The organism is Brevundimonas sp. Root1423 (assembly GCF_001426805.1).
Genome location: NZ_LMFL01000012.1, coordinates 52110 through 71941 on the forward strand (window position 1 = coordinate 52110; position 19832 = coordinate 71941).

A 19832-nucleotide genomic window follows, 5' to 3' on the forward strand; every position below is an offset into this window, starting at 1 on the left:
TGACTGTTTCGATTTCCAGGACCGTTTCCGACCATGCGCGACATCAACCACTTCATCGACGGCGCCAGCTTCACGGGCGCCTCGGGCCGGTTCTCCGACGTCTTCAACCCCAACACCGGCGAAGTTCAGGCCCGCGTCCAGCTGGCCTCGGTCGCCGAGATGGACCGCGCCGTCCAGGCCGCCCAGAACGCCTTCGAAGGCTGGTCCTCGACCAATCCCCAGCGCCGCGCGCGGGTGATGTTCGAGTTCAAACGCCTCGTCGAAGCCAATATGAACGAGCTGGCCGAACTGCTGTCCTCCGAGCACGGCAAGGTCATCGCCGACTCCAAGGGCGACATCCAGCGCGGTCTGGAAGTGATCGAGTTCGCCTGCGGCATCCCCCATGCGCTGAAGGGCGAATACACCTGGGGCGCGGGTCCCGGCATCGACGTCTATTCGATGCGCCAGCCGCTGGGCGTGGTGGCGGGGATCACCCCGTTCAACTTCCCGGCCATGATCCCGATGTGGATGTTCGGCGTGGCCATCGCCGTGGGCAACACCTTCATCCTCAAGCCTTCGGAGCGCGATCCGTCCCTGCCGGTGCGCCTCGGTGAACTGATGATGGAGGCGGGCGCCCCCGCCGGCGTGCTGAACGTCGTCCACGGCGACAAGGCGGCGGTCGACGCCATCCTGACCCATCCGTTGATCCACGCCGTCAGCTTCGTCGGCTCGTCCGACATCGCCTCCTACGTCTACCAGACCGGCGCGGCGCACGGGAAACGCGTCCAGGCCATGGGCGGCGCCAAGAACCACGGCATCGTCCTGCCTGACGCCGACATGGACCAGGTCATCAAGGACCTGTCCGGCGCCGCTTACGGAAGCGCCGGCGAACGCTGCATGGCCCTGCCGGTCGTCGTCCCCGTCGGCAAGAAAACCGCCGACGAACTGCGCGAGCGCATGATCGCGGAGATCCCGTCGATGCGGGTCGGCGTCTCGACCGACGCCGGCGCCCACTACGGCCCCGTCGTCACCGCCCAGCACCGCGCCAAAGTCGCCGGCTGGATCGAACAGGGCGTCAAGGACGGCGCCGAACTGGTCGTCGACGGCCGCGACTTCTCGCTGCAGGGGCACGAGAAGGGTTATTTCATCGGCCCGTCGCTGTTCGACCACGTCACGCCGGAAATGGAATCCTACAAGGAAGAGATCTTCGGCCCCGTGCTGCAGATCGTCCGCGCCGCCAGCTTCGAGGAGGCCCTGTCGCTGCCGTCGAAGCACCAGTACGGCAACGGCGTCGCCATCTTCACCCAGAACGGCCGCGCGGCCCGCGACTTCGCCGCCCGGGTCAACGTCGGCATGGTCGGGATCAACGTCCCGATCCCGGTGCCGGTCGCCTATCACACCTTCGGCGGCTGGAAGCGCTCGGCCTTCGGCGACACCAACCAGCACGGCATGGAGGGCGTGAAGTTCTGGACCAAGGTCAAGACCGTCACGGCGCGCTGGCCCGACAGCGATCTCGAACACGCGGACAGCTCGTTCGTCATCCCGACCATGGCCTGACGGCCGACCCCTTCTCCCGCTTGCGGGAGAAGGGCTCCCGCCTCGCCTGACGGGCGTTCGCGGCATCGCATTTCGATGATAGGCGTTATGCTGCCCGAACCGTGAAGCTGGAGCGTCTCCCCGCATGCGTCGATTTTTCATCTGGTCCGCCCTCGCGGCGGTGATCGGCCTCGGCATCGCCATCGGCGGCTTCTGGGCCTATCAGCATTTCTATGCCCGCTTCCAGCCGGTGACGGTGCAGCGCAACCAGAGCCAGATCCAGGACCTGCTCGAACAATCCTCGTGGATTTCGGCGGGCGGCGGCGGCGAGCCCCTCTACATCATCGGCTACCGCGACTCGGCCGCCATGCAGCGGTACGAGATGGAGGAGGTTCCGAAACTCCGCGCCGCCGGCGTCGAGGCCCGGATCATCCTGTTCGCCCGCCCGGACCGCGAGGGTCTGGCGCAATCCACCGCCGCAGAACGCGCCAGCGTGGCCGAGCTGTGGCTGACCCGCGACTGGACCCTGTACCAGCGCTGGACCGCCACCCCGGTGCGCAACTGGACCGCGGCGGGCATTCCCGCCGCCGACGGCAATCTGGCGCGCGGCGCCGTGGTCGAGGCGGGACGCAACTTCGCCGCCAACCTGGCCGAAAAGCTCAACGAGGAAGGGCTGCAGACGCGCTATCCGCTGATCATATGGCGCGATCGCGAGGGCTTCATGAAGGCCTGCGCCTGCGCCGATCCCCGGTCATGGACCTTCATCCGCGACGACCTCGACGCCCCCGACCGGATCGAGACCCCGACCGTCGCGCCGGGCGATCCGGCCGCACCCCCCGTCTACCCCGGCGACGGCAGCCCCGAGAGCCTGCCCTATCCGACCCTGCAGGCTCCGGCCGACGGCTCGGCTCCGGTCCCTGCCCCGACGCCGGGAACCACACCCGCGCCCGGAACGGCGCCGATCGCGCCGCGTCCCGCGACCCCGCCCGTCCCGCGCAAGGCCCCGGAGCCCAAACAGGCGGAAGACACGACCTTCTTCTAGAGCGCCCGCTTGCAGGCGGCGATCAGCCGTTCGACGTCGGCGTCATCCTGATACAGGCCGAAGCCGAAACGGATGACGTCGTCGCGCACATCGGTGACCACGCCCTCGCCCAGCAGTCGTTCCTTCCACGCCCCCGCCTTGTCGTGTCGGAAGGCGAGGAAGCGTGACCGGCCCATATCGCCCGTCACCGGGTTGATCAGCTCGGCCTCGGCCAGCTTCCCGGCCTCGCCGTCCGCGACGGCCGTCTGGAACCGCTGCATCAGATCGCGCGCATGGGCGGAAATGTCAGCCGTCGTCAGACCTGCCTCGTCGAGCGCGGCCCGTACGGCGTTGAACCGGTACAGCGGCGACACGTCGAAGGTCGCCCCCCAGAAGCGGCCGCCGTCGCTGCGGTACTGCACCCCGCCCGGCGGTCCCGACAGGTCCCCGAACTCCGCGAACCAGCCGGTGACGACCGGCCGCGGGCAGTAGCCGTCCGGCGCGTGCAGGAAGCAGACCCCCTCGCCCGACATGGCGTATTTGTAGCCGCCGGCCAGATAGAAGATCCGGTCCGCCACCGCGCCCAGATCGGTCGGCGTGGCCATGAAGCCGTGATAGCCGTCGACCACGACCCAGGGCCCGGCCGGGTCCGCCAGCGCCGCCAGTTCGTTGATCCCGCCGAACACCTGACCGGTCCGGAAGAACACCTGGCTGACGACGATCAGATCGAAGCCGCCGGCCATCGCCGCCGCCACGAGCCGTTCGTCGAAGGTGTCGAACGGCTCCAGCGGCACGCGCGTGATCAGGGCCTCGCCCGCCTCCTCCCAGCGCTCGCCCTGACGCCGGAACGAGTGGAACTCGCCGTCGGTCGACAGGATGCGCACAGGCTTGCGCTCAAGGCCCGACACAACGCGCAGCAGCAGGTCGTGGGTGTTGGGCGCAAACACCACCGTGTCCGGATCGGGCAGGTTCAGCTCGCGCGCCACATGGCCTTGAGCCTTCGGCACGACCTCGCCGAAGATCAGGTCCCACTTCCGGTCCGCGAACCGGTTGGCCTCGACCCAGGCCTGAACCTGACCGTCGAAGCTGGCGTCCGGCCACAGGTGATGGCTGTGCGCCGCGAAATGCAGCCGCTCGGGATCCAGCGACAGGGCGCGGGAGAACAGGTCCTTGCGAGCGGCCATCAGCTTCTCCCGTCGGTGAACGCCAACGGTCGATAGCGAGGCGCGGTCACGCGCTCAAGCAGCGAGCGACCGCGTCGCGAGCGATAGCGCTCCTAAATCAGACTACCGTGGCAGTGTTTGAACTTCCGGCCCGAGCCGCAGGGGCAATCCGAGTTGCGCGGCGTGCGTTCCCAGTTCACCGGCAGCACGTCGACCGGAAGGCGGGCGCGGTCGTCGCCTTCCAGCGCGCCTTCCGGCAGCTGGGCCAGCGGGTTGGCCATCTCGTTCTCGCCGGTGCCGGGGTTCAGGTGGATTTCCTGGAACTCGGGCATCTCCATCGCCGGCGGCTGTTCGAAGCGGAACTCGACCGTCATCAGCCAGCGGGTCACATTGTGGCGCAGCTCGTAAAGCAGCGTCTCGAACAGGTTGAAGGCCTCGGTCTTGTACTCGTTCAGCGGATCGCGCTGGCCGTAGCCGCGCAGGCCGATGACGCCGCGCAGGTGGTCCAGATGAACCAGATGCTCGCGCCACTGCATGTCGATCATCTGCAGCAGGAACTGCTTCTCCAGACCGCGCGTCTGGTCGGCGCCGATCTGCTCCATCCGCTCGGCCGCACGCGTGTCGGCGGCGGCGATGACCCGCTCCTCGATCTCCTCGTTGGAGACGCCTTCCTCGGCGGCCCATTCGGCCAGCGGCAGTTCCAGACCCAGGGTCGAGCGGACCTTCTCGTCCAGCCCCTCGATGTCCCACTGCTCGGCATAGGCCTTGGGCGGCATATGCTTTTCGATCAGGTCCGAGATCACGTCGTTGCGGAACTCGCCGACCAGCTCCGACAGGTCCTCGGAGTCCATGAACTCCTGGCGCTGCTCGAACACNATATGCTTTTCGATCAGGTCCGAGATCACGTCGTTGCGGAACTCGCCGACCAGCTCCGACAGGTCCTCGGAGTCCATGAACTCCTGGCGCTGCTCGAACACGGCCTTGCGCTGGTCATTCACGACGTCGTCGTACTTCAGCAGGTTCTTGCGGATGTCGTAGTTGCGGGTCTCGACGCGCTTCTGGGCGGTCTCGACGGCGCGGTTCAGCCAGGGGTGCGAGATCGCCTCGCCCTCGGCGACGCCGAAGCTGCGCATGATCGCGTCCAGACGGTCGCCCGCGAAGATGCGCAGCAGGTCGTCCTCGCACGACAGGAAGAATTTCGACGTGCCGGGATCGCCCTGACGGCCGGTCCGGCCGCGCAGCTGGTTGTCGATACGGCGGCTCTCGTGGCGCTCGGTGCCCAGAACGAACAGACCACCGGCGGCCAGCGACTTCTGCTTCTGCACCGCGATGTCAGCCTTGCCATGTTGCGGTTTTCCTGGCGCCACTTCTGCAGCCGCATTTCCAGGTTGCCGCCCAGCTGGATGTCGGTGCCGCGGCCGGCCATGTTGGTGGCGATCGTCACCGCGCCGGGCAGGCCGGCGTCCGCGACGATATAGGCTTCCTGCTCATGCTGGCGGGCGTTCAGCACGCTGTGCGGAATACCCTTGCCGCGCTTGACCTCGATATCGAAGTCCTCGTCCTTGAGGGCCGCATAGGCCTTCTTCGCGTCGCGGCGAACCTTCTCGTCCTCGCTGACGACCATCTCCAGCAGATGGGCGTGCTGCGGCTTCAGGGTCTTGAGCGTGACCTCGTACTCATGGGTCTTCAGCAGTTCGGACCCTTGACGTGGCATTCGGCGATCAGGCCGGCGATGGCCAGGTTCTTCTCGGCCTCGGTGCGGAAGATCTCGTCGTCGTGGTCGATGCGTTTGACGGGCCGGTTCGTCGGCACCTCCAGCACGTCCATCTTGTAGATGTCGAGGAACTCCTGCGCCTCGGTCGCGGCCGTGCCGGTCATGCCGGACAGCTTTTCGTAGAGGCGGAAATAGTTCTGGATCGTGACCGAGGCCAGGGTCTGGTTCTCGGGCATGATCTTCACGCCCTCCTTGGCCTCGATGGCCTGGTGCAGGCCTTCGGACAGGCGGCGCCCGGTCATCATCCGGCCCGTGAACTCATCGATCAGCATGACCTCGCCGGCCTTGATGATGTAGTCCTTGTCCTTCTGATACAGGGTGTTGGCGCGCAGGGCCTGGTTGATGTGGTGCACCAGGGTGATGTTGGCCGCGTCGTACAGGCCGGTCGTGTCGGCCTCGAACAGGCCGCGCTCTTCCATAATCAGTTCGATCTTCTCCGAGCCCTCCTCGGTCAGCAGCGCCTGACGCTGCTTCTCGTCGAGGTCGAAGGTCGTCTTGTCCTGGATCAGTTCCTTGATGATGCCGTCGACGATCAGATAGAGGTCCGACCGGTCCTCGGTCGGACCCGAGATGATCAGCGGCGTGCGCGCCTCGTCGATCAGGATCGAGTCGACCTCGTCGACGATGGCGAAATGGTGCGGACGCTGCACCATCTCCTTGCGGTTCGCGCAGATAGTCGAAGCCGAATTCGTTGTTGGTGCCGTAGGTGATGTCGGCCGCATAGGCCGCCTGGCGCTGGCCCGACGACAGGCCGTTGACGATCACGCCCACTTCCATGCCGAGGAAGCGGTACACGCGGCCCATCCACTCGGCGTCGCGGCGCGCCAGATAGTCGTTGACGGTGATGACGTGGACGCCCTTGCCGGACAGGGCGTTCAGGTAAACGGCCGCCACGGCCACCAGGGTCTTGCCTTCGCCGGTCCGCATCTCAGCGATGCCGCCGTCGTGCAGGATCATGCCGCCCGCCAGCTGGACGTCGTACTGACGCTGGCCCAGCACGCGCTTGGACGCCTCGCGGGCCACCGCGAAGGCCTCGTTCATGATCTTGTCGAGCGTCTCGCCCGCCGCCAGCCGGTCGCGGAAGGCGTCCGTCATCATCCGCAGTTCGTCGTCGCTCAGGGCCGCGTATTTGGGCTCCAGCGCATTGATCTTCTGGACCCGGCTCATGAAGTCCTTGACCTTGCGGTCGTTGGAGGAGCCGAAAATCTTCTTGGCGATGCCGAGCATGAATGTTCCGAAGGCGGGCGAGCGACAGGGGCTCTGGTACTGGAAGGGTCCCGAAGGACCAGCGACGACTTTGCCGAAGGACCTGCGCGCGCGAGGGCCGCGCGAACGTTCGAAAACCCCTCGACTTGGGCGCAGGCGGGACTTAAGCACCGACCTTATCCCTGTCAACGCGAGGGCCTTTCAGGCCCCGTGACGGAGCACGCCCCAGATGCGGCTTTTCACCCTCTTCGACCCTGCTCTCACGACCCGAGTCATGATCGTCGCCTGTATGGCGCTTTCGCTGGGCGTGGCGGCCTGCGGCCGGGGGGCCGGCTCCGACCGGCCGCCCGAGCCCGGTGATCGCGCCGTGGCCAAGGTGCAGGACCAGACCATCTGGGCCTCCGACGTCAAGCGCGAGGCCGTGGCCCAGGGACTGGTCGGCGAGGGCGAACCCCTTGATGTGACAAGCGATCTGTTCCGCCGCGTGCTGGACGAGGTCATCGACCAGAAGCTGCTGGCCACCGAGGCCGACCGCCGCGGGCTGGACAACTCCGCCCTCGCCCAGCGCCGGCTCGAGGCGACCCGCGAACGCATCCTCGGCGACATGCTGGTCGAGACCGTCGTCAACGGCACGATTTCCGACAAGGCGGTCGAGACCATCTATCAGGAGCAGGTCCGGCTGGCGCAGACGTCCGAGGAGATCCGCGTCCGCCTGATCCTGTCGCGCACCCGGCCCGAAGCCGACGCCGTCATCGGCATTCTGGCCCAGGGCGCCGCCTTCGAGGCCGTAGCCGCCGAAAGCTCGATCGACGACGCCACCCGCTATTCCGGCGGCGACCTCGGCTATCGGACGCTGGACGTCATGCCCGAGGCCTACGCCAACGCCCTGCGCGACAAGCCGGCGGGCTCCACCGTCGGCCCGTTCCAGACCGAGGGCGGCTGGGCCGTGCTGCGGGTCGAGGACCGGCGCCGCGAAACCCCGCCGACGCTGGAGCAGGCCCGGCCGCAGATCGTCCGCTACCTGACCTATGAAGGCGTACGTCAGTTGCTGGAGCAGCTGCGCGGCAAGGCGAAGGTCGACATCCTGCTGGAAGGCGACGCCGCCGGCTCGCAGGAGCCCGCCTCGGCGCCGCGTTCAGCCGCGCGCCCCGCCCCGGCGGCGCCGGTTCCCGCGCCCGCCGCGCCTGTCGCCGCGCCTGCTGCGGCGAAGCAATCATGAGCCGGCCGCCCAGGGACCGCGCATCGGCGGGCCAGAAGATCGAACAGGCGCTGGAAAAGGCCCTCGACCCGCTGGCCACGGCCCTGAAACGCGCCACCAGCCCCTCTCCGAAGGTCCCCGCCGCGCCCGGCAAACCCGGTCTGGAAATTTCGCCCCTGGCGGTGCCCTTCCCGACCATTCCGCCCATCAGCGGGGTCGAGATCGCCACCGCCCGGGCCGGCTTCTACAAGCACGAGCGCGACGATCTGGTCGTCTTCCGCTTCGCCCGGGGCACGACCTGCGCCGGCGTCTTCACCCGCCACAAGATCGGCTCGGCGCCGGTGGACTGGTGCAAGCGCCATCTGGACGCCAGCGACGGGGGCAATGACGTCCGCGGTCTGGTGGTCAACGCCGGTTGCGCCAACGCCTTCACGGGCAAGGCCGGGGCCGACGCCGCCCGCCGCACCGCCTCCGAGACCGCCAAACGCTTCGGCTGCCGCCAGCGCGACGTCATGCTGGCCTCGACCGGCGTGATCGGCGTGGTGCTGGACGACCGCAAGATCACCGCCCGACTGAACGACATTGAGGTCGCCCTCGACGGCGACATGCACCCGACCGATCAGTGGACGCGGGCCGGTCTGGGCATCATGACCACCGACACCTTCCCCAAGGGGTCGTACGCCGAGTGCAAGATCGACGGCCACACCGTCCGCATCGCCGGAATCGCCAAGGGCTCGGGCATGATCGCCCCGGACATGGCCACCATGCTGGGCTTCATCGTTACCGACGCCGCCATCGCCCCGCCGGTGCTGCGCGCCCTGCTGGGCCTGCACGTCCGCACCACCTTCAACAGCGTCACGGTCGACGGCGATACCTCCACCAACGACACCTGCCTGCTGTTCGCCACCGGCTCGTCCGGCGCGCCGCGCATCGGCCGGGTCGGCGACCGCCGGCTGAAGGAATTCTCGGCCGCCCTCGACAAGGTCATGCTGGACCTCGCCCACCAGCTGGTCCGCGACGGCGAGGGGGCGACCAAATTCGTCCGCGTCACCGTCGACGGCGCCGCCAGCCCCGCCTCGGCCCGGAAACTGGCCAAGTCGATCGCCGACAGCCCGCTGGTCAAGACCGCGCTGGCCGGCGAGGACGCCAACTGGGGCCGCGTCGTCATGGCCGTCGGCAAGACGGAGGAGCCGGTCGATCGGGACCGTCTCGCCATCCGCTTCGGTCCTCACATCGCCGCCATCGAGGGCGCGCCCTCGCCCCACTACGACGAGGCCAAGATGAGCGCCTATATGAAGAACGCCGAGATCGACATCACCGTCGACGTCGGCTCGGGCCGCGCCTCCGCCACTGTCTGGACCTGCGACCTGACCAAACGCTACATCGAGATCAACGGCGACTACCGCAGCTGATGTCCACCTCCCTGACGGCGCTCGCGACAACAGGCCACGCACATCGCGTGGTTATCGAACCCGCCGCAGAGGGCGCGTATCTGTTCGTGTTCGAGGGCGACGGGTCGGCCTTTCGAGAACGCGACTACCTTCTGGATGACGTCGACAAAGCCAAGCTAGTCGCGTTGGAGGAGTTCGGGATCGCATCGGACTCTTGGAGGGTATGGACCGGAGCGAGCCTTGTCTGATCTCCCCACCGTCCTCGTCGTCGCCGTCGCCCTTATCGACGCCGACGGCCGCGTGCTGATCGCCCAGCGGCCCGAGGGCAAACAGCTGGCGGGCCTGTGGGAATTTCCCGGCGGCAAGGTCGAGCCGGGCGAACGGCCCGAAGCCGCCCTGATCCGCGAACTGAAGGAAGAGCTGGGCATCGACGTGAACGAGGCCTGCCTGGCCCCCTTCGTCTTCACCAGCCACGCTTACGAATCCTTTCACCTGTTGATGCCACTGTACCTGTGCCGACGCTGGTCGGGGGTGGTTCAGAATCGCGAGCACGCGGCGCTGAAATGGGTGCGGCCGAACCAGCTTTCGGACTGGCCCATGCCTCCGGCCGACGAACCTCTGGTCGCCTGGCTGCGCGACCTCCTCTAGCCGCTGGAAAGGGGCCCTATGGTCAGACGCTTCCTCTCCCGCTTCGGTCGTGATGACGGCGGCGCGACGGCTGTCGAATACGGACTCATCGCGGCCCTGATCTTTGTGGTCATCCTCAGCGCCGTGACCGCGCTCGGCGACAGGACCGACGCGATGTACGACTACATCACCACAGCGATCGCCTCGGCGACGGCCTGAGCGACAAGACGTTCAGTCCTCGCCGGTCTGCTCCCTGACGCCCAGCGCATCCGCCAGCCGCATCTTCGCCGAGCCGCGAGGCAGCGGCTTCTGCTGGCTCTCGTGCGGCGCCCAACCCGCCAGATGCACGATCTCGAAGGTCGCCGGGATCCGCCCGTCGGGTTCGCCATACCGCTCGGCGTAGAGTTCCGCCGCCCGCCCGGCGATCGCGCGCGTCAGCGGCCGCAACGGCCCCGCCAGCGCATTGGTCTCGCCCATCGCGCGCAGGTCGCGGATCAGGGCGAACAGATCCGGATAGCGCACCGTCACCCGGTCCACGTCCGCCACCGGCAAGGCGAACCCGGCCCGTTGCAGTAAGGCCGCCCCGTCGAAACCGTCGGCGAAGGGCGACACCCTCGCCTGCGCCCCGCCGCGCGCCTCCAGCTCGGACTCGGTCAGCACCGCGCGCAGCTCCTTCAGCGTCCCCGCCCCCAGCAGCGTACCCAGAAACAGTCCGTCGGGCTTCAGCGCCCGCCGGATCTGCGCAAGGGCGCCGGGCAGATCGTTGGCCCAGTGCAGGCTCATCAGCGAAACGATGAGGTCCTGCGACTGGTCGGGGACTTCCAGAGCGGCGCCGCCGGGCGCCGCCCGCGCCGGGCGGTCCCCCATTTCAATGACAGGCCCGACCCGTGTCCCGGCCGCGCTGCCCTTCAGGGCCTCGGCGAAGGCGCCCGGGTGGGCCGACAGGTCCAGCACGGTCGGCCAATCCCGCACCAGCGCTTCCAGACTGCCCACGGCGTTGTCGGCGGCCCGGGCGTGCAGGAAGTCGGCGCGCGCGATCGACCCCTCGCTGCGGGCAAGCCTTGCCGTACGGCGCGGAACGTCGAAGATGCGGGGCGGACCGGAGGAGGCGCTCATGAGCCTGCAGGATGGGGGTTGGCGCGACCGATTGAAAGCGGGCGGCGCGCAGATCACGCGCGGCGCGCGGTCGCTGGGTCGCGGCCTGACCGATCTTCTGCTGCCGCCGCTGGCCTGGGACAGCCCCGAGGCCGCCGCCTCGGCCGGCCTGACGCCCGACGCCTGGAGCCGGGTCGTCTTTCTGGAAGACCCCGTATGCGACGGCTGCGGGGCGGGGTTCGAGATGGACGGCGGCGCCTTCGCCTCGCCGCGCTGCGCCGCCTGTATCGCCAAACCCTACGCCTTCGACCGGGCGCGGGCGGCCTGCGTCTATGACGCCGCCTCGCGCGGCCTCATCCTCAAGTTCAAGCACGGCGACCACCAGCCGTTCGCGCCCCTGTTCGCCCGCTGGGTCAGCCGCTCGGCCGCGCCCTTGCTGGCCGAAGCCGACGCCGTCGCCCCCGTGCCCCTGCACCGCGTGCGTCTGCTGTCGCGCCGCTTCAACCAGGCCGCCGAGATCGCCCGCCCGCTCGCCCGCGGCGCCGGCCTCGACTATCTGCCCGACGCCCTGATCCGCCAGACCCACACCACCACGCAGGGCGGCAAGTCCGCGCGCGGCCGCCGCCTGAATGTGGGAAAGGCCTTCACCGTCACCGCCGAAGGGCGCCGCAGGATCAAGGGCCGCCGCATCCTTCTGGTCGATGACGTGTTGACCACCGGAGCCACCGCCGAGGCCTGCGCCCGCGCCCTGCTAGAGGCCGGAGCGCGCGCCGTCGACCTCGCCGTCGTGGCCCGGGTGCGAACCGCCCGCGAATTGCCTATGTAGGCGGACCAGTTTCAGGAGATCCCCTTGGCCGACGTCGTCATCTACACCAAGCCCGGTTGCGGCTACTGCCACGCCGCCAAGGCCCTGCTCGACGAAAAGGGGGCCGAATACGAAGAGATCGTCGCCTCCAGCGACCCGGCGAAGAAGCAGGAGATGATCCAGCGCTCGGGCGGGCGGATGACCTTCCCCCAGATCTTCATCGACGGAAAACACATCGGCGGCTCCGACGATCTGCACGCCCTTGACCGCAAGGGCGCCCTGGACGCATTGCTCGAGGCCTGATGGCCACGCTTCCGATCGCCCTGATCCAGACCCGCACGCCGGACTCGGCCGCCGCGTCCTTCGCTCACGTCGCGCCGCTGATCCGAGAGGCCGCGGCGGGCGGGGCGAAACTGATCCTGACGCCGGAAGCGTCCAACTTCATGATCCGGGACAAGGATCGGCGCGCCGCCGCCCTGACCGATCAGGGCAGCGACGAGGCCGTCGTCGCCCTTCGCGGTCTGGCGCGTGAGCTGGGCGTCTGGCTGCTGGTGGGTTCCGCCATCGTCCGCTCGGGTCACGACGGCGACGACCGCGCGGCCAACCGCTCCCTGCTGATCGACGACCGGGGCGAGATCGTCTCCAGCTATGACAAGCTGCACGTCTTCGACGTCGATCTGCCGACGGGCGAACGCTGGCGCGAGAGCGCCACGGTCCGGCCCGGCGACGAAGCCGTCGTGGCCGACACGCCGTGGGGCAAGCTCGGCCTGACCATCTGCTATGACATCCGCTTCCCGCATCTGTACCGGGCGCTGGCGAAGGCCGGAACCGTGATGATCGCCGTCCCCGCCGCCTTCACCGTGCCCACCGGCGAGGCCCACTGGGAGACCATGCTGCGCGCCCGCGCCATCGAGACCGGCTGCTGGATCCTGGCCCCCGCACAGGCGGGAACCCACGATGACGGCCGACAGACATGGGGCCGTTCCACCGTCGTCGCGCCCTGGGGCGAGGTGACGGCGAAGCTGGATCACGACGAACCCGGCGTCCTGTTCGCCACCCTCGACTTCGACGCCGTCGACCGCGCCCGCGCCGCCATCCCCCAGCTGACCCACGACCGTGCGTTTGCGGGGCCGAAATGATCCGCTACGCCCTCCAGTGCGAGCACGACCACGGCTTCGAAGCCTGGTTCAGCGCCTCGGCAGACTATGACGACCAGGCCGCGCGAGGTCTGGTCGAATGCCCCATCTGTGGCTCGCATTCGGTGTCCAAACAGATCATGTCCCCCGCCGTCGCCGGCGCGAGGAAACGCGAAGCCGGGCCCGATCTGGCGCAGATGCAGACCCTGATCTCGCAGGCGGTCCGCGAGGCTCGCAACCACGTCGAGCAGAATTTCGACTACGTCGGCGACGCCTTCGCCCGCGAGGCCCGCGACATCCACGAGGGCCGCTCCGAGAAGCGCGAAATCTATGGCGAGGCCACGCCCGCCGAGGTGAGGAAGCTGAGGGACGACGGCGTCCCCTGCGCGCCCCTGCCCCCGCTGCCGCCCGACCCCTCCAAGGCGCACTGAGCCGTGGACGAGGGGGAGCGCTATCAGGAACACGAACCGCCGCCCTCACTGCGCCCCTTCGTCCGCACGATCTGGACCTACGCCGCCCCCGCGCCCGAGCCGACGGTGCAGCGCATCGCCCCGGACGGCTGCCCTGAACTGATCCTGGACATCGCCTCTCCCTACGAGGAACAGGGCGACGACGGCGTCTTCCGCCTCCAGCCGCAGGCCCTGTTCGCCGGCCAGATGACCCGACCGCTGGCCCTTCGCCCCGTCGGCCCGGTCGAACTGGTCGCCGTCCGTTTCGAGCCCGACGGCGCCCGCGACTGGCTGGGCCATGCCGCCGCCGAAGCCACCGACCGCCGCCTCGACATGACCGCCCGGATGGCGGGCGTCACGGCTACCGCTGGCGATCCTGCCGGTCAGGTCGCGGTCATGGTGGACTTGCTGGAGGACCATCGTCGCCGCAACACCTGGTCGCTGGATCCGGTCGTCCGCGCCGAAATCGAGGCCGCCGAGGCGGACCAGCCCTCTCCCGCCCGTTCCGCAGCCGAACAGCGCGCCCTCCAGCGTCGCTTCAGCGACCGCGTCGGCGTCCCACCCCGCATGCTGCGCTCGATCCTGCGTTTCCGCCGCGTCTTCGACCATGCCCAGGGCCCCGAGGCGCTCGGCTGGCTGGAGGCGGGTCTGGAGGCCGGCTATTTCGACCAGCCGCAGCTGGCCCGCGATTTCCGCCGTTTCCTCGGCTGCACCGCCACTGAATGGGCCCGCGACCAGATCGGCCTGGCCCGCCGGATCGCGTCGCAATCCTACAAGCCCGGCCCGCTGTCTCCGCACTAGGGTCGGCGCCGCAACCGAGGGGATATTCCGATGCTGACCGCCATGCTCGCCGCCGCCCTGTTCCAGACCGCGCCAGCGACGCCCGACCTGTCATGGATGGGCGGCTACTGGCTCGACTGTTCGAACGGACGCGAGGCGTCCGAAACCTGGAGCGATCCGCGCGCCGGCCTCAGCGTCGGTCACGCCGTCACCACCGAGGACGGACGTCCGTCCTTCGAGGTCTCGCACATCGGCCCGACGCCGCAGGGGTTCGCCTATGTCGCCCAGCCCGGCGGCGCTCCGCCCACCGTCTTCGCCCTTGCCGAAAGCGGTCCGACGCGGGCGGTGTTCGCCAACGCCGAAAACGACTTCCCGACGCGCGTCATCTATGAACGCGACGGCGCCGGCCTGAAGGCCCGGATCGAGGGCGAGATCGGCGGACAGGCGCGCAGCATGGAATGGATTTTCCGCGCCGCGCCCCTCAATACCCGCTGCCCGACCTAGCTGCGGGTCCAGCCCTTGGCGGCCATACAGTCGCGGAAGGCTTCGCTCCGCTGACCATGGCGGGTCGAGGCGCGGCATTCGTCGCGCGCGGCGTCGAACGGCTGCGCGTTCTCGCCATGCCAGGCCAGATCGTTGTCGTCGTCGGCGTCGATCACGGTGACGCAGGCCGAGGTCATCAGGCTGGCGGACAGGGCGGCGAGGATCAGAAGGTGTTTCATGGTCTGGCTCCGTTCGGGGATGTCGTTTCATCCCTCCGAGCTCTGCCGTTGTCCCGTTACATCCGGTTCAGGTGGATGAATTCGCCGTAAGCCGGCGTCAGTCGCGCGTGGCCATCATCATGTAGTTGATCCCGGCGTCGCTGGTCTCGCTCCAGCGATCCCTCAGCGGATCATAGGCCAGGCCGTACGGCCCGGTGACCGCCACAGGCTCGGCCGACAGCATCAGCCGGATCTCGTCCGGCTTCAGGAACTGGCTCCAGTCGTGGGTCCCCTCGGGCACCCAGCGCAGAATGTATTCCGCCGCGATCTTGCCAAGCGCCAGCGACTTCAGCGTCCGGTTCAGGGTCGCCACGATCATCATCCCGCCCGGCTTCACCAGCCGCGAGCAGGCGCGGACGAAGGCCTCGGGATCGGCGACATGCTCGATCACCTCCATGGTCAGGACCACGTCGAACGGCCCCGCCCCCTCGGCCTCCAGCTGCTCGACCGTCGCCGCGCGATAGGCGATGTCCAGCCCCTGCTGTTCGGCATGGGCCCGCGCCGTGCCGATGTTCTCGGCCGAGGCGTCGACGGCGGTGACGTCAAACCCCATCCGCCGCATCGGCTCGGCGATCAGCCCGCCGCCACAGCCCACGTCCAGCAGGGTCAGGCCCGCGAACGGCGCGCGCGTCTTCGGATCGCGCCCGAACCGCTCCGCCGCCCGGTCGCGCACGAAGGCCAGCCGCGCCGGATTGAATTTGTGCAGCGGCGCGAACGGCCCGCGCGCGTCCCACCATTCCGCCGCCTGGGCCGAAAAGCGCGCCACGTCGGCGGGNGCCAGCCGCGCCGGATTGAATTTGTGCAGCGGCGCGAACGGCCCGCGCGCGTCCCACCATTCCGCCGCCTGGGCCGAAAAGCGCGCCACGTCGGCGGGATCGATCGAAGCCCCCTCGGCCTGATCGTTGAATTGCGGGCGGCTTTGGGGTTTGCGCGCCGATACCGTGTCGTTAGAAGCGACCATGGGCCGAGGGATGAACCCGCGCGGCCTTCCACGCAAGACGGGACGAACCGCCACGATGACGCGGCCAGCTACAGCACGACTGGTGATGAAGTTCGGCGGCACGTCCATGGGCGACCTCGAGCGGATCCGCCGCGCCGCCCGCATCGTCGCCGCCGAGGCCGCCGCCGGCAAACAGGTCGCCGTCGTCGTCTCCGCCATGGCCGGNGAGCGGATCCGCCGCGCCGCCCGCATCGTCGCCGCCGAGGCCGCCGCCGGCAAACAGGTCGCCGTCGTCGTCTCCGCCATGGCCGGCAAGACCAATGAACTGGTCGCCTGGACCGACGGCGCCGGGCGTCCCGGACAGGGCATCGAACTCTCTGACGACGAATACGACGTCGTCGTCGCCTCGGGCGAACAGGTGACGGCGGGCCTGCTGGCCCTGACCCTGCGCAACATGGGGCTGAACGCCCGCACGTGGATGGGCTGGCAGATCCCGATCCTGACCGACGACGCCCACGGCCGCGCCCGTATCGACGACGTCCCCGGCGAGGTCCTCGGCGCCGCCATGGACGCGGGCGAGATCGCCGTCGTCCCCGGCTTCCAGGGCGTCAGCCGCGCAGGCCGGATCACCACGCTCGGCCGCGGCGGCTCCGACACCTCGGCCGTGGCCGTGGCCGCCGCCCTGAACTGCCCTTGCGACATCTACACCGACGTCGACGGCGTCTACACCACCGACCCCCGCATCGAGAGCCGCGCCCGCCGCCTCGAGAAGATTTCCTATGAGGAGATGCTTGAGATGGCCTCCCTGGGGGCCAAGGTCCTGCAGACGCGCTCGGTCGAACTGGCCATGGCCAAACAGGTGCCGCTGCGCGTGCTATCAAGCTTTATCGAACCCGACGAGAACGGGGCCCTGCCCGCCAACGCCGGNGCTGGAGATGGCCTCTCTCGGGGCCAAGGTGCTGCAGACCCGCTCGGTCGAACTGGCCATGGCCAAACAGGTGCCGCTGCGCGTGCTATCAAGCTTCATCGAACCCGACGAGAACGGGGCCCTGCCCGCCAACGCCGGCACCCTGATCTGCGACGAGGAGGAAATCGTGGAAAAACGCATCGTGTCCGGCGTCACCATGAGCCGCGACGAGGCCCGCATCACCCTGCTGGGCCTGTCCGACCGGGTCGAGGCGCCCGCCGACGTCTTCACACGGCTGGCCGAGGCCAACGTCAACGTCGACATGATCGTCCAGTCGCAGGCGCGCAGCGAGGGGGCGGTCAACCTGACCTTCACCACCGGCCGCCGCGACGCCGCGCGCGCCGCCGAGCTGATGCGCGGCGCCCAGGCCGAGATCGGCTTCGAGGAACTGCGCGTCGACGAGGACGTGGCCAAGGTCTCGGTCGTCGGGGTCGGCATGCGCAGCCATGCGGGCGTCGCCCAGACCATGTTCCGGGCCCTCGCCGACAAGGGCGTGAAGTTCCAGGCCATCTCGACATCCGAGATCAAGATCAGCGTCCTGATCGACGCGGCCTATGCGGAGCTGGCCGTTCGTGCGCTTCATTCGGCTTACGGACTGGAAGCGGTCTAGAATACTGACCTGATGGCGCCCATCTGGAGCGCTGCAGTTTCGGAGGGGGCATGGCGGTTGGCGGATTGACGACGAGGGGGCCGCGCAACCTCCTTCGCCAGATCCGCGAGGCCATGGCCGGAGCGGCTCCGGCGCAGGAGCGTCTCGACATGGTCGTGCGCACCATCGCCCAGTCGATGGTCGCCGAGGTCTGTTCCATCTATCTGCGCCGCGCCTCGGGCGAGCTTGAGCTTTTCGCCACCCAGGGCCTGAACCCCGAGGCCGTGCACAAGACCCGGCTGCGACCCGGCGAGGGTCTGGTCGGCGAGGTCGCCCGCAGCGCCTCCCCCATCAGCCTGTCGGACGCCCCGTCCCACCCCAGCTTCGCCTACCGCCCGGAAACGGGCGAAGACCCGTATCACGCCTTCCTCGGCGCCCCCCTGCTGCGCGGCGGCCGCGCCATCGGCGTCCTCGTCGTCCAGAACCGCTCCGAGCGACGCTATGACGAGGAGGAAGTCGAGGACATCCAGACCATCGCCATGGTGCTGGCCGAGACCGTGGCTTCCGGCGAACTGCTGGCGCAGGACGAGTTGCGCGACATTGAGGTCGCCCCGCACCGGCCCGAACGCCTCAAGGGCCAGCGCTTTGCCGAAGGTCTGGCCTATGGCCACGTCATCCTGCACGAAGCCCCGGTGCCGCCGGAAAACCTTCTGGCCGAGAACCAGCAGGTCGAGGAAATCCGCCTGCGAGAGGCCCTGATCGGGCTCAAGGCGAACATCGACTCCATCCTCGACGGCGGCCAGGGCAAGCTGGCCGGCCAGTCGTTCGAGGTGCTGGAAACCTACCGGATGTTCGCCGACGACCGGGGCTGGAACCGGTCGCTTGAGGAGGCCGTGCGTACAGGCCTGACCGCCGAGGCCGCCGTCGACCGCGTCCGCAACGAACACCGCGCCCGCTTCGCCCAGGCCCGCGACCCTTACATCAAGGAACGGCTGCACGACTTCGAGGATCTGGCGAACCGGTTGTTGAGAGTTCTCGCTGGCGACAAGCCGGGCGACCGCGACATCCCCGATGACGCCATCCTCGTCGCCCGCAACCTCGGCCCCGCCGACCTGCTCGAATATCCGCGCCACAAGCTGCGGGGCCTTCTGCTGGAAGAGGGCTCGGCCGCCAGCCACGCCGCCATCGTCGCCCGCGCGCTTCAGATCCCCTGCGTCGGCCGCGTCATGGGCCTGCGCGACCGCCTGTCCGAGGGCGATCTCGTCATCGTCGACGGCGAGACCGGCGAGACCTATCTGCGCCCGCGCCCCGACATGCTGGCCGCCATCCAGTCCCGCATGCTGGTGCGCAGCGCGCGTCAGGCCGAGTTCGCCAAGCTGCGCGACGTTCCCGCCGTCACCGTCGACGGGACCCGCATCACGGTTCTGACCAACGCCGGCCTCGCCGTCGATCTGGAGAACCTCGACGCTACGGGCGCGGAGGGCATCGGCCTGTTCCGCACCGAATTCCAGTTCATGGTCTCGGAGGAACTGCCCCGGCTGACCAGCCAGACCGCCCTGTACAAACTGGTGCTGGACACCGCCGGCGACCGGCCCGTCACCTTCCGCACGCTCGACATCGGCGGCGACAAGGTCCTGCCCTATCTGGAGACCGCCCGGGAAGAGAACCCGGCGCTGGGCCGCCGCGCCATCCGTCTCGGTCTCGACCGGCCCGGCCTGCTGCGGCTCCAGCTGCGCGCCCTGCTGGCCGCCGCCGCGGGGCGCGAGCTGCGCGTCATGTTCCCCATGATCGCCACGGTCGACGAGTTCCGCGCCGCCCGCGAACTGGTCGATGTGGAGTGCGAATGGGCCCGCCGCCGGGGCCGGTCCCTCCCCGCCCTGCTGCGCGTCGGAGCCATGATCGAATGCCCCAGCCTGCTGTGGCATCTGGACGCCCTGCTGCCGCTGACCGACTTCGTGTCGATCGGCACCAACGACCTGTTCCAGTACATGTTCGCCGCCGACCGCACGAACCCGCTGGTGTCCGACCGCTACGACCCGCTGTCGCCGCCGGCCCTGCGCGCCCTGGCCGAAATCCAGAAGAAATGCGCCGACACCGGCACGCCGGTCTCCGTCTGCGGCGAGATGGCGGGCAAGCCGCTAGAGGCCTTCGCCCTTCTGACACTGGGCTACACCCGTCTGTCGGCCCCGGCCGGAGGCGTCGGGCCGGTCAAGCGGATGATCCTGTCCGCCGACCTCGGCGCCGCGCGGCGGGGCATGACCAACCTGCTGGGTTCGTCCGCCGGATCGATCCGCGGCGAGCTGGAATCCCTGGCCCGGAAGTTGAACGTCACGATCTGACTATCCCGCGCCGAAACCCGCCGGGATGCCTAACAAATCGTTGATCGGTCATCTCAAATGAGTTATCCACAAGCCG

19 protein-coding genes and 4 pseudogenes are annotated in these 19832 nt (G+C 68.9%); 17 read left to right on the forward strand and 6 right to left on the reverse strand.

Annotated elements, in window-relative coordinates; translation table 11 throughout:
- Window positions 1–33: 33 nt before the first annotated feature.
- Window positions 34–1536 carry a CoA-acylating methylmalonate-semialdehyde dehydrogenase gene (locus ASD25_RS07480; RefSeq protein WP_056615772.1) on the forward strand — a complete coding sequence of 501 codons (1503 nt, stop codon included), beginning with the start codon at window positions 34–36 and terminating at the stop codon, window positions 1534–1536.
- A 124-nt stretch (window positions 1537–1660) separates the two neighbouring features.
- The gene (locus ASD25_RS07485; RefSeq protein ID WP_056615775.1) at window positions 1661–2557 is read left to right on the forward strand and encodes a hypothetical protein; all 897 of its coding nucleotides are present in this window, start codon (window positions 1661–1663) and stop codon (window positions 2555–2557) included.
- Here the strand turns inward: ASD25_RS07485 and ASD25_RS07490 are convergent.
- The 3 genes and pseudogenes from ASD25_RS07490 to ASD25_RS07495 form a co-directional block, all read right to left on the reverse strand.
- Window positions 2554–3720, reverse strand: coding sequence for an aminotransferase class V-fold PLP-dependent enzyme (locus ASD25_RS07490; protein ID WP_056615778.1), 1167 nt, complete (start codon window positions 3718–3720; stop codon window positions 2554–2556). The genes ASD25_RS07485 and ASD25_RS07490 overlap by 4 nt on opposite strands.
- Before the next feature lie 92 nt (window positions 3721–3812).
- A partial coding sequence (locus ASD25_RS31760; protein ID WP_235562647.1) for an SEC-C metal-binding domain-containing protein occupies window positions 3813–4574 on the reverse strand: 762 nt, incomplete at its 5' end.
- A gap of 1 nt (window position 4575) precedes the next feature.
- Window positions 4576–6700, reverse strand: a pseudogene (locus tag ASD25_RS07495) (preprotein translocase subunit SecA); the annotation flags it as partial.
- Window positions 6701–6953: 253 nt separating this feature from the next.
- Between ASD25_RS07495 and ASD25_RS07500 the strand changes: the two are divergent.
- Genes ASD25_RS07500 through ASD25_RS07520 form a run of 5 tightly spaced genes read left to right on the forward strand, consistent with a single transcriptional unit; the run spans window position 6954 to window position 10114 of the window.
- Window positions 6954–7898, forward strand: coding sequence for a peptidylprolyl isomerase (locus tag ASD25_RS07500; RefSeq protein WP_056617065.1), 945 nt, complete (start codon window positions 6954–6956; stop codon window positions 7896–7898).
- On the forward strand, window positions 7895–9289 hold the full coding sequence (gene argJ / locus ASD25_RS07505) for a bifunctional glutamate N-acetyltransferase/amino-acid acetyltransferase ArgJ (protein WP_056615780.1): 1395 nt from the start codon (window positions 7895–7897) through the stop codon (window positions 9287–9289). Before ASD25_RS07500 ends, argJ begins: the two co-directional genes overlap by 4 nt.
- The gene (locus tag ASD25_RS07510; RefSeq protein WP_056615784.1) at window positions 9289–9516 is read left to right on the forward strand and encodes a hypothetical protein; all 228 of its coding nucleotides are present in this window, start codon (window positions 9289–9291) and stop codon (window positions 9514–9516) included. Before argJ ends, ASD25_RS07510 begins: the two co-directional genes overlap by 1 nt.
- Window positions 9509–9916, forward strand: a complete 408-nt coding sequence (locus ASD25_RS07515; RefSeq protein ID WP_056615787.1) for a (deoxy)nucleoside triphosphate pyrophosphohydrolase — start codon at window positions 9509–9511, stop codon at window positions 9914–9916. Before ASD25_RS07510 ends, ASD25_RS07515 begins: the two co-directional genes overlap by 8 nt.
- 18 nt (window positions 9917–9934) lie before the next feature.
- Entirely contained in the window at window positions 9935–10114 is a 180-nt protein-coding gene (locus ASD25_RS07520) for a Flp family type IVb pilin (protein ID WP_056615790.1), read from the forward strand.
- A 12-nt stretch (window positions 10115–10126) separates the two neighbouring features.
- On the opposite strand, the gene ASD25_RS07525 is transcribed toward ASD25_RS07520, so the two are convergent.
- A complete protein-coding gene (locus ASD25_RS07525; RefSeq protein ID WP_056615793.1) occupies window positions 10127–11011 on the reverse strand; it encodes a methyltransferase domain-containing protein in 885 nt (294 codons plus the stop codon).
- On the opposite strand from ASD25_RS07525, the gene ASD25_RS07530 reads away from it, so the two are divergent.
- From ASD25_RS07530 to ASD25_RS07555, 6 genes are read left to right on the forward strand one after another with little or no spacing between them, the layout of a single operon-like run.
- A complete protein-coding gene (locus ASD25_RS07530) occupies window positions 11010–11816 on the forward strand; it encodes a ComF family protein (RefSeq protein WP_056615795.1) in 807 nt (268 codons plus the stop codon). The genes ASD25_RS07525 and ASD25_RS07530 overlap by 2 nt on opposite strands.
- A 24-nt stretch (window positions 11817–11840) precedes the next feature.
- A complete protein-coding gene (grxC, locus tag ASD25_RS07535; RefSeq protein WP_056615798.1) occupies window positions 11841–12098 on the forward strand; it encodes a glutaredoxin 3 in 258 nt (85 codons plus the stop codon).
- The gene (locus ASD25_RS07540; protein WP_056615801.1) at window positions 12098–12934 is read left to right on the forward strand and encodes a carbon-nitrogen hydrolase family protein; all 837 of its coding nucleotides are present in this window, start codon (window positions 12098–12100) and stop codon (window positions 12932–12934) included. The genes grxC and ASD25_RS07540 overlap by 1 nt, the downstream gene beginning before the upstream one ends.
- On the forward strand, window positions 12931–13362 hold the full coding sequence (locus ASD25_RS07545) for a DUF1178 family protein (protein ID WP_056615804.1): 432 nt from the start codon (window positions 12931–12933) through the stop codon (window positions 13360–13362). Before ASD25_RS07540 ends, ASD25_RS07545 begins: the two co-directional genes overlap by 4 nt.
- A 3-nt stretch (window positions 13363–13365) precedes the next feature.
- Window positions 13366–14181 carry a helix-turn-helix domain-containing protein gene (locus ASD25_RS07550; RefSeq protein ID WP_056615807.1) on the forward strand — a complete coding sequence of 272 codons (816 nt, stop codon included), beginning with the start codon at window positions 13366–13368 and terminating at the stop codon, window positions 14179–14181.
- 30 nt (window positions 14182–14211) lie between these two features.
- Window positions 14212–14664 (forward strand): DUF6265 family protein, encoded by a 453-nt coding sequence (locus tag ASD25_RS07555; protein ID WP_056615809.1) that lies wholly within the window; start codon window positions 14212–14214, stop codon window positions 14662–14664.
- On the opposite strand, the gene ASD25_RS07560 is transcribed toward ASD25_RS07555, so the two are convergent.
- Both ASD25_RS07560 and ubiG read right to left on the reverse strand, forming a co-directional pair.
- Window positions 14661–14882, reverse strand: coding sequence for a hypothetical protein (locus ASD25_RS07560; protein ID WP_056615812.1), 222 nt, complete (start codon window positions 14880–14882; stop codon window positions 14661–14663). The genes ASD25_RS07555 and ASD25_RS07560 overlap by 4 nt on opposite strands.
- Window positions 14883–14979: 97 nt before the next feature.
- Window positions 14980–15696: bifunctional 2-polyprenyl-6-hydroxyphenol methylase/3-demethylubiquinol 3-O-methyltransferase UbiG (gene ubiG / locus ASD25_RS07565; protein WP_235562649.1), on the reverse strand; the 717-nt coding region annotated here is incomplete at its 5' end.
- A gap of 241 nt (window positions 15697–15937) precedes the next feature.
- On the opposite strand from ubiG, the pseudogene ASD25_RS31765 reads away from it, so the two are divergent.
- The 4 genes and pseudogenes from ASD25_RS31765 to ptsP form a co-directional block, all read left to right on the forward strand.
- A pseudogene (locus tag ASD25_RS31765) lies at window positions 15938–16086 on the forward strand (aspartate kinase); the annotation flags it as partial.
- A 1-nt stretch (window position 16087) separates the two neighbouring features.
- Window positions 16088–16788, forward strand: a pseudogene (locus ASD25_RS07570) (aspartate kinase); the annotation flags it as partial.
- A gap of 1 nt (window position 16789) precedes the next feature.
- A pseudogene (locus ASD25_RS07575) lies at window positions 16790–17438 on the forward strand (ACT domain-containing protein); the annotation flags it as partial.
- Between the two features lie 50 nt (window positions 17439–17488).
- Window positions 17489–19756: a phosphoenolpyruvate--protein phosphotransferase gene (gene ptsP / locus ASD25_RS07580; protein WP_056615815.1), complete on the forward strand. Its 2268-nt coding sequence runs from the start codon at window positions 17489–17491 to the stop codon at window positions 19754–19756.
- The last annotated feature ends 76 nt before the right edge of the window (window positions 19757–19832 follow it).

Excerpts from the sequence above, each read along its gene's own strand:
- ASD25_RS07480 (WP_056615772.1), top strand. The coding sequence starts at position 34 with ATGCGCGACATCAACCACTTCATCGACGGCGCCAGCTTCACGGGCGCC.
- ASD25_RS07510 (WP_056615784.1), top strand. The coding sequence starts at position 9,289 with ATGTCCACCTCCCTGACGGCGCTCGCGACAACAGGCCACGCACATCGC.
- ASD25_RS07540 (WP_056615801.1), top strand. The coding sequence starts at position 12,098 with ATGGCCACGCTTCCGATCGCCCTGATCCAGACCCGCACGCCGGACTCG.
- ASD25_RS07500 (WP_056617065.1), top strand. The coding sequence starts at position 6,954 with ATGATCGTCGCCTGTATGGCGCTTTCGCTGGGCGTGGCGGCCTGCGGC.
- ASD25_RS07520 (WP_056615790.1), top strand. The coding sequence starts at position 9,935 with ATGGTCAGACGCTTCCTCTCCCGCTTCGGTCGTGATGACGGCGGCGCG.
- ASD25_RS07485 (WP_056615775.1), top strand. The coding sequence starts at position 1,661 with ATGCGTCGATTTTTCATCTGGTCCGCCCTCGCGGCGGTGATCGGCCTC.
- ASD25_RS07555 (WP_056615809.1), top strand. The coding sequence starts at position 14,212 with ATGCTGACCGCCATGCTCGCCGCCGCCCTGTTCCAGACCGCGCCAGCG.
- ASD25_RS07560 (WP_056615812.1), bottom strand. The coding sequence starts at position 14,882 with ATGAAACACCTTCTGATCCTCGCCGCCCTGTCCGCCAGCCTGATGACC.
- ASD25_RS07490 (WP_056615778.1), bottom strand. The coding sequence starts at position 3,720 with ATGGCCGCTCGCAAGGACCTGTTCTCCCGCGCCCTGTCGCTGGATCCC.
- ASD25_RS07530 (WP_056615795.1), top strand. The coding sequence starts at position 11,010 with ATGAGCCTGCAGGATGGGGGTTGGCGCGACCGATTGAAAGCGGGCGGC.
- ptsP (WP_056615815.1), top strand. The coding sequence starts at position 17,489 with ATGGCGGTTGGCGGATTGACGACGAGGGGGCCGCGCAACCTCCTTCGC.
- argJ (WP_056615780.1), top strand. The coding sequence starts at position 7,895 with ATGAGCCGGCCGCCCAGGGACCGCGCATCGGCGGGCCAGAAGATCGAA.
- ASD25_RS07525 (WP_056615793.1), bottom strand. The coding sequence starts at position 11,011 with ATGAGCGCCTCCTCCGGTCCGCCCCGCATCTTCGACGTTCCGCGCCGT.
- ASD25_RS07545 (WP_056615804.1), top strand. The coding sequence starts at position 12,931 with ATGATCCGCTACGCCCTCCAGTGCGAGCACGACCACGGCTTCGAAGCC.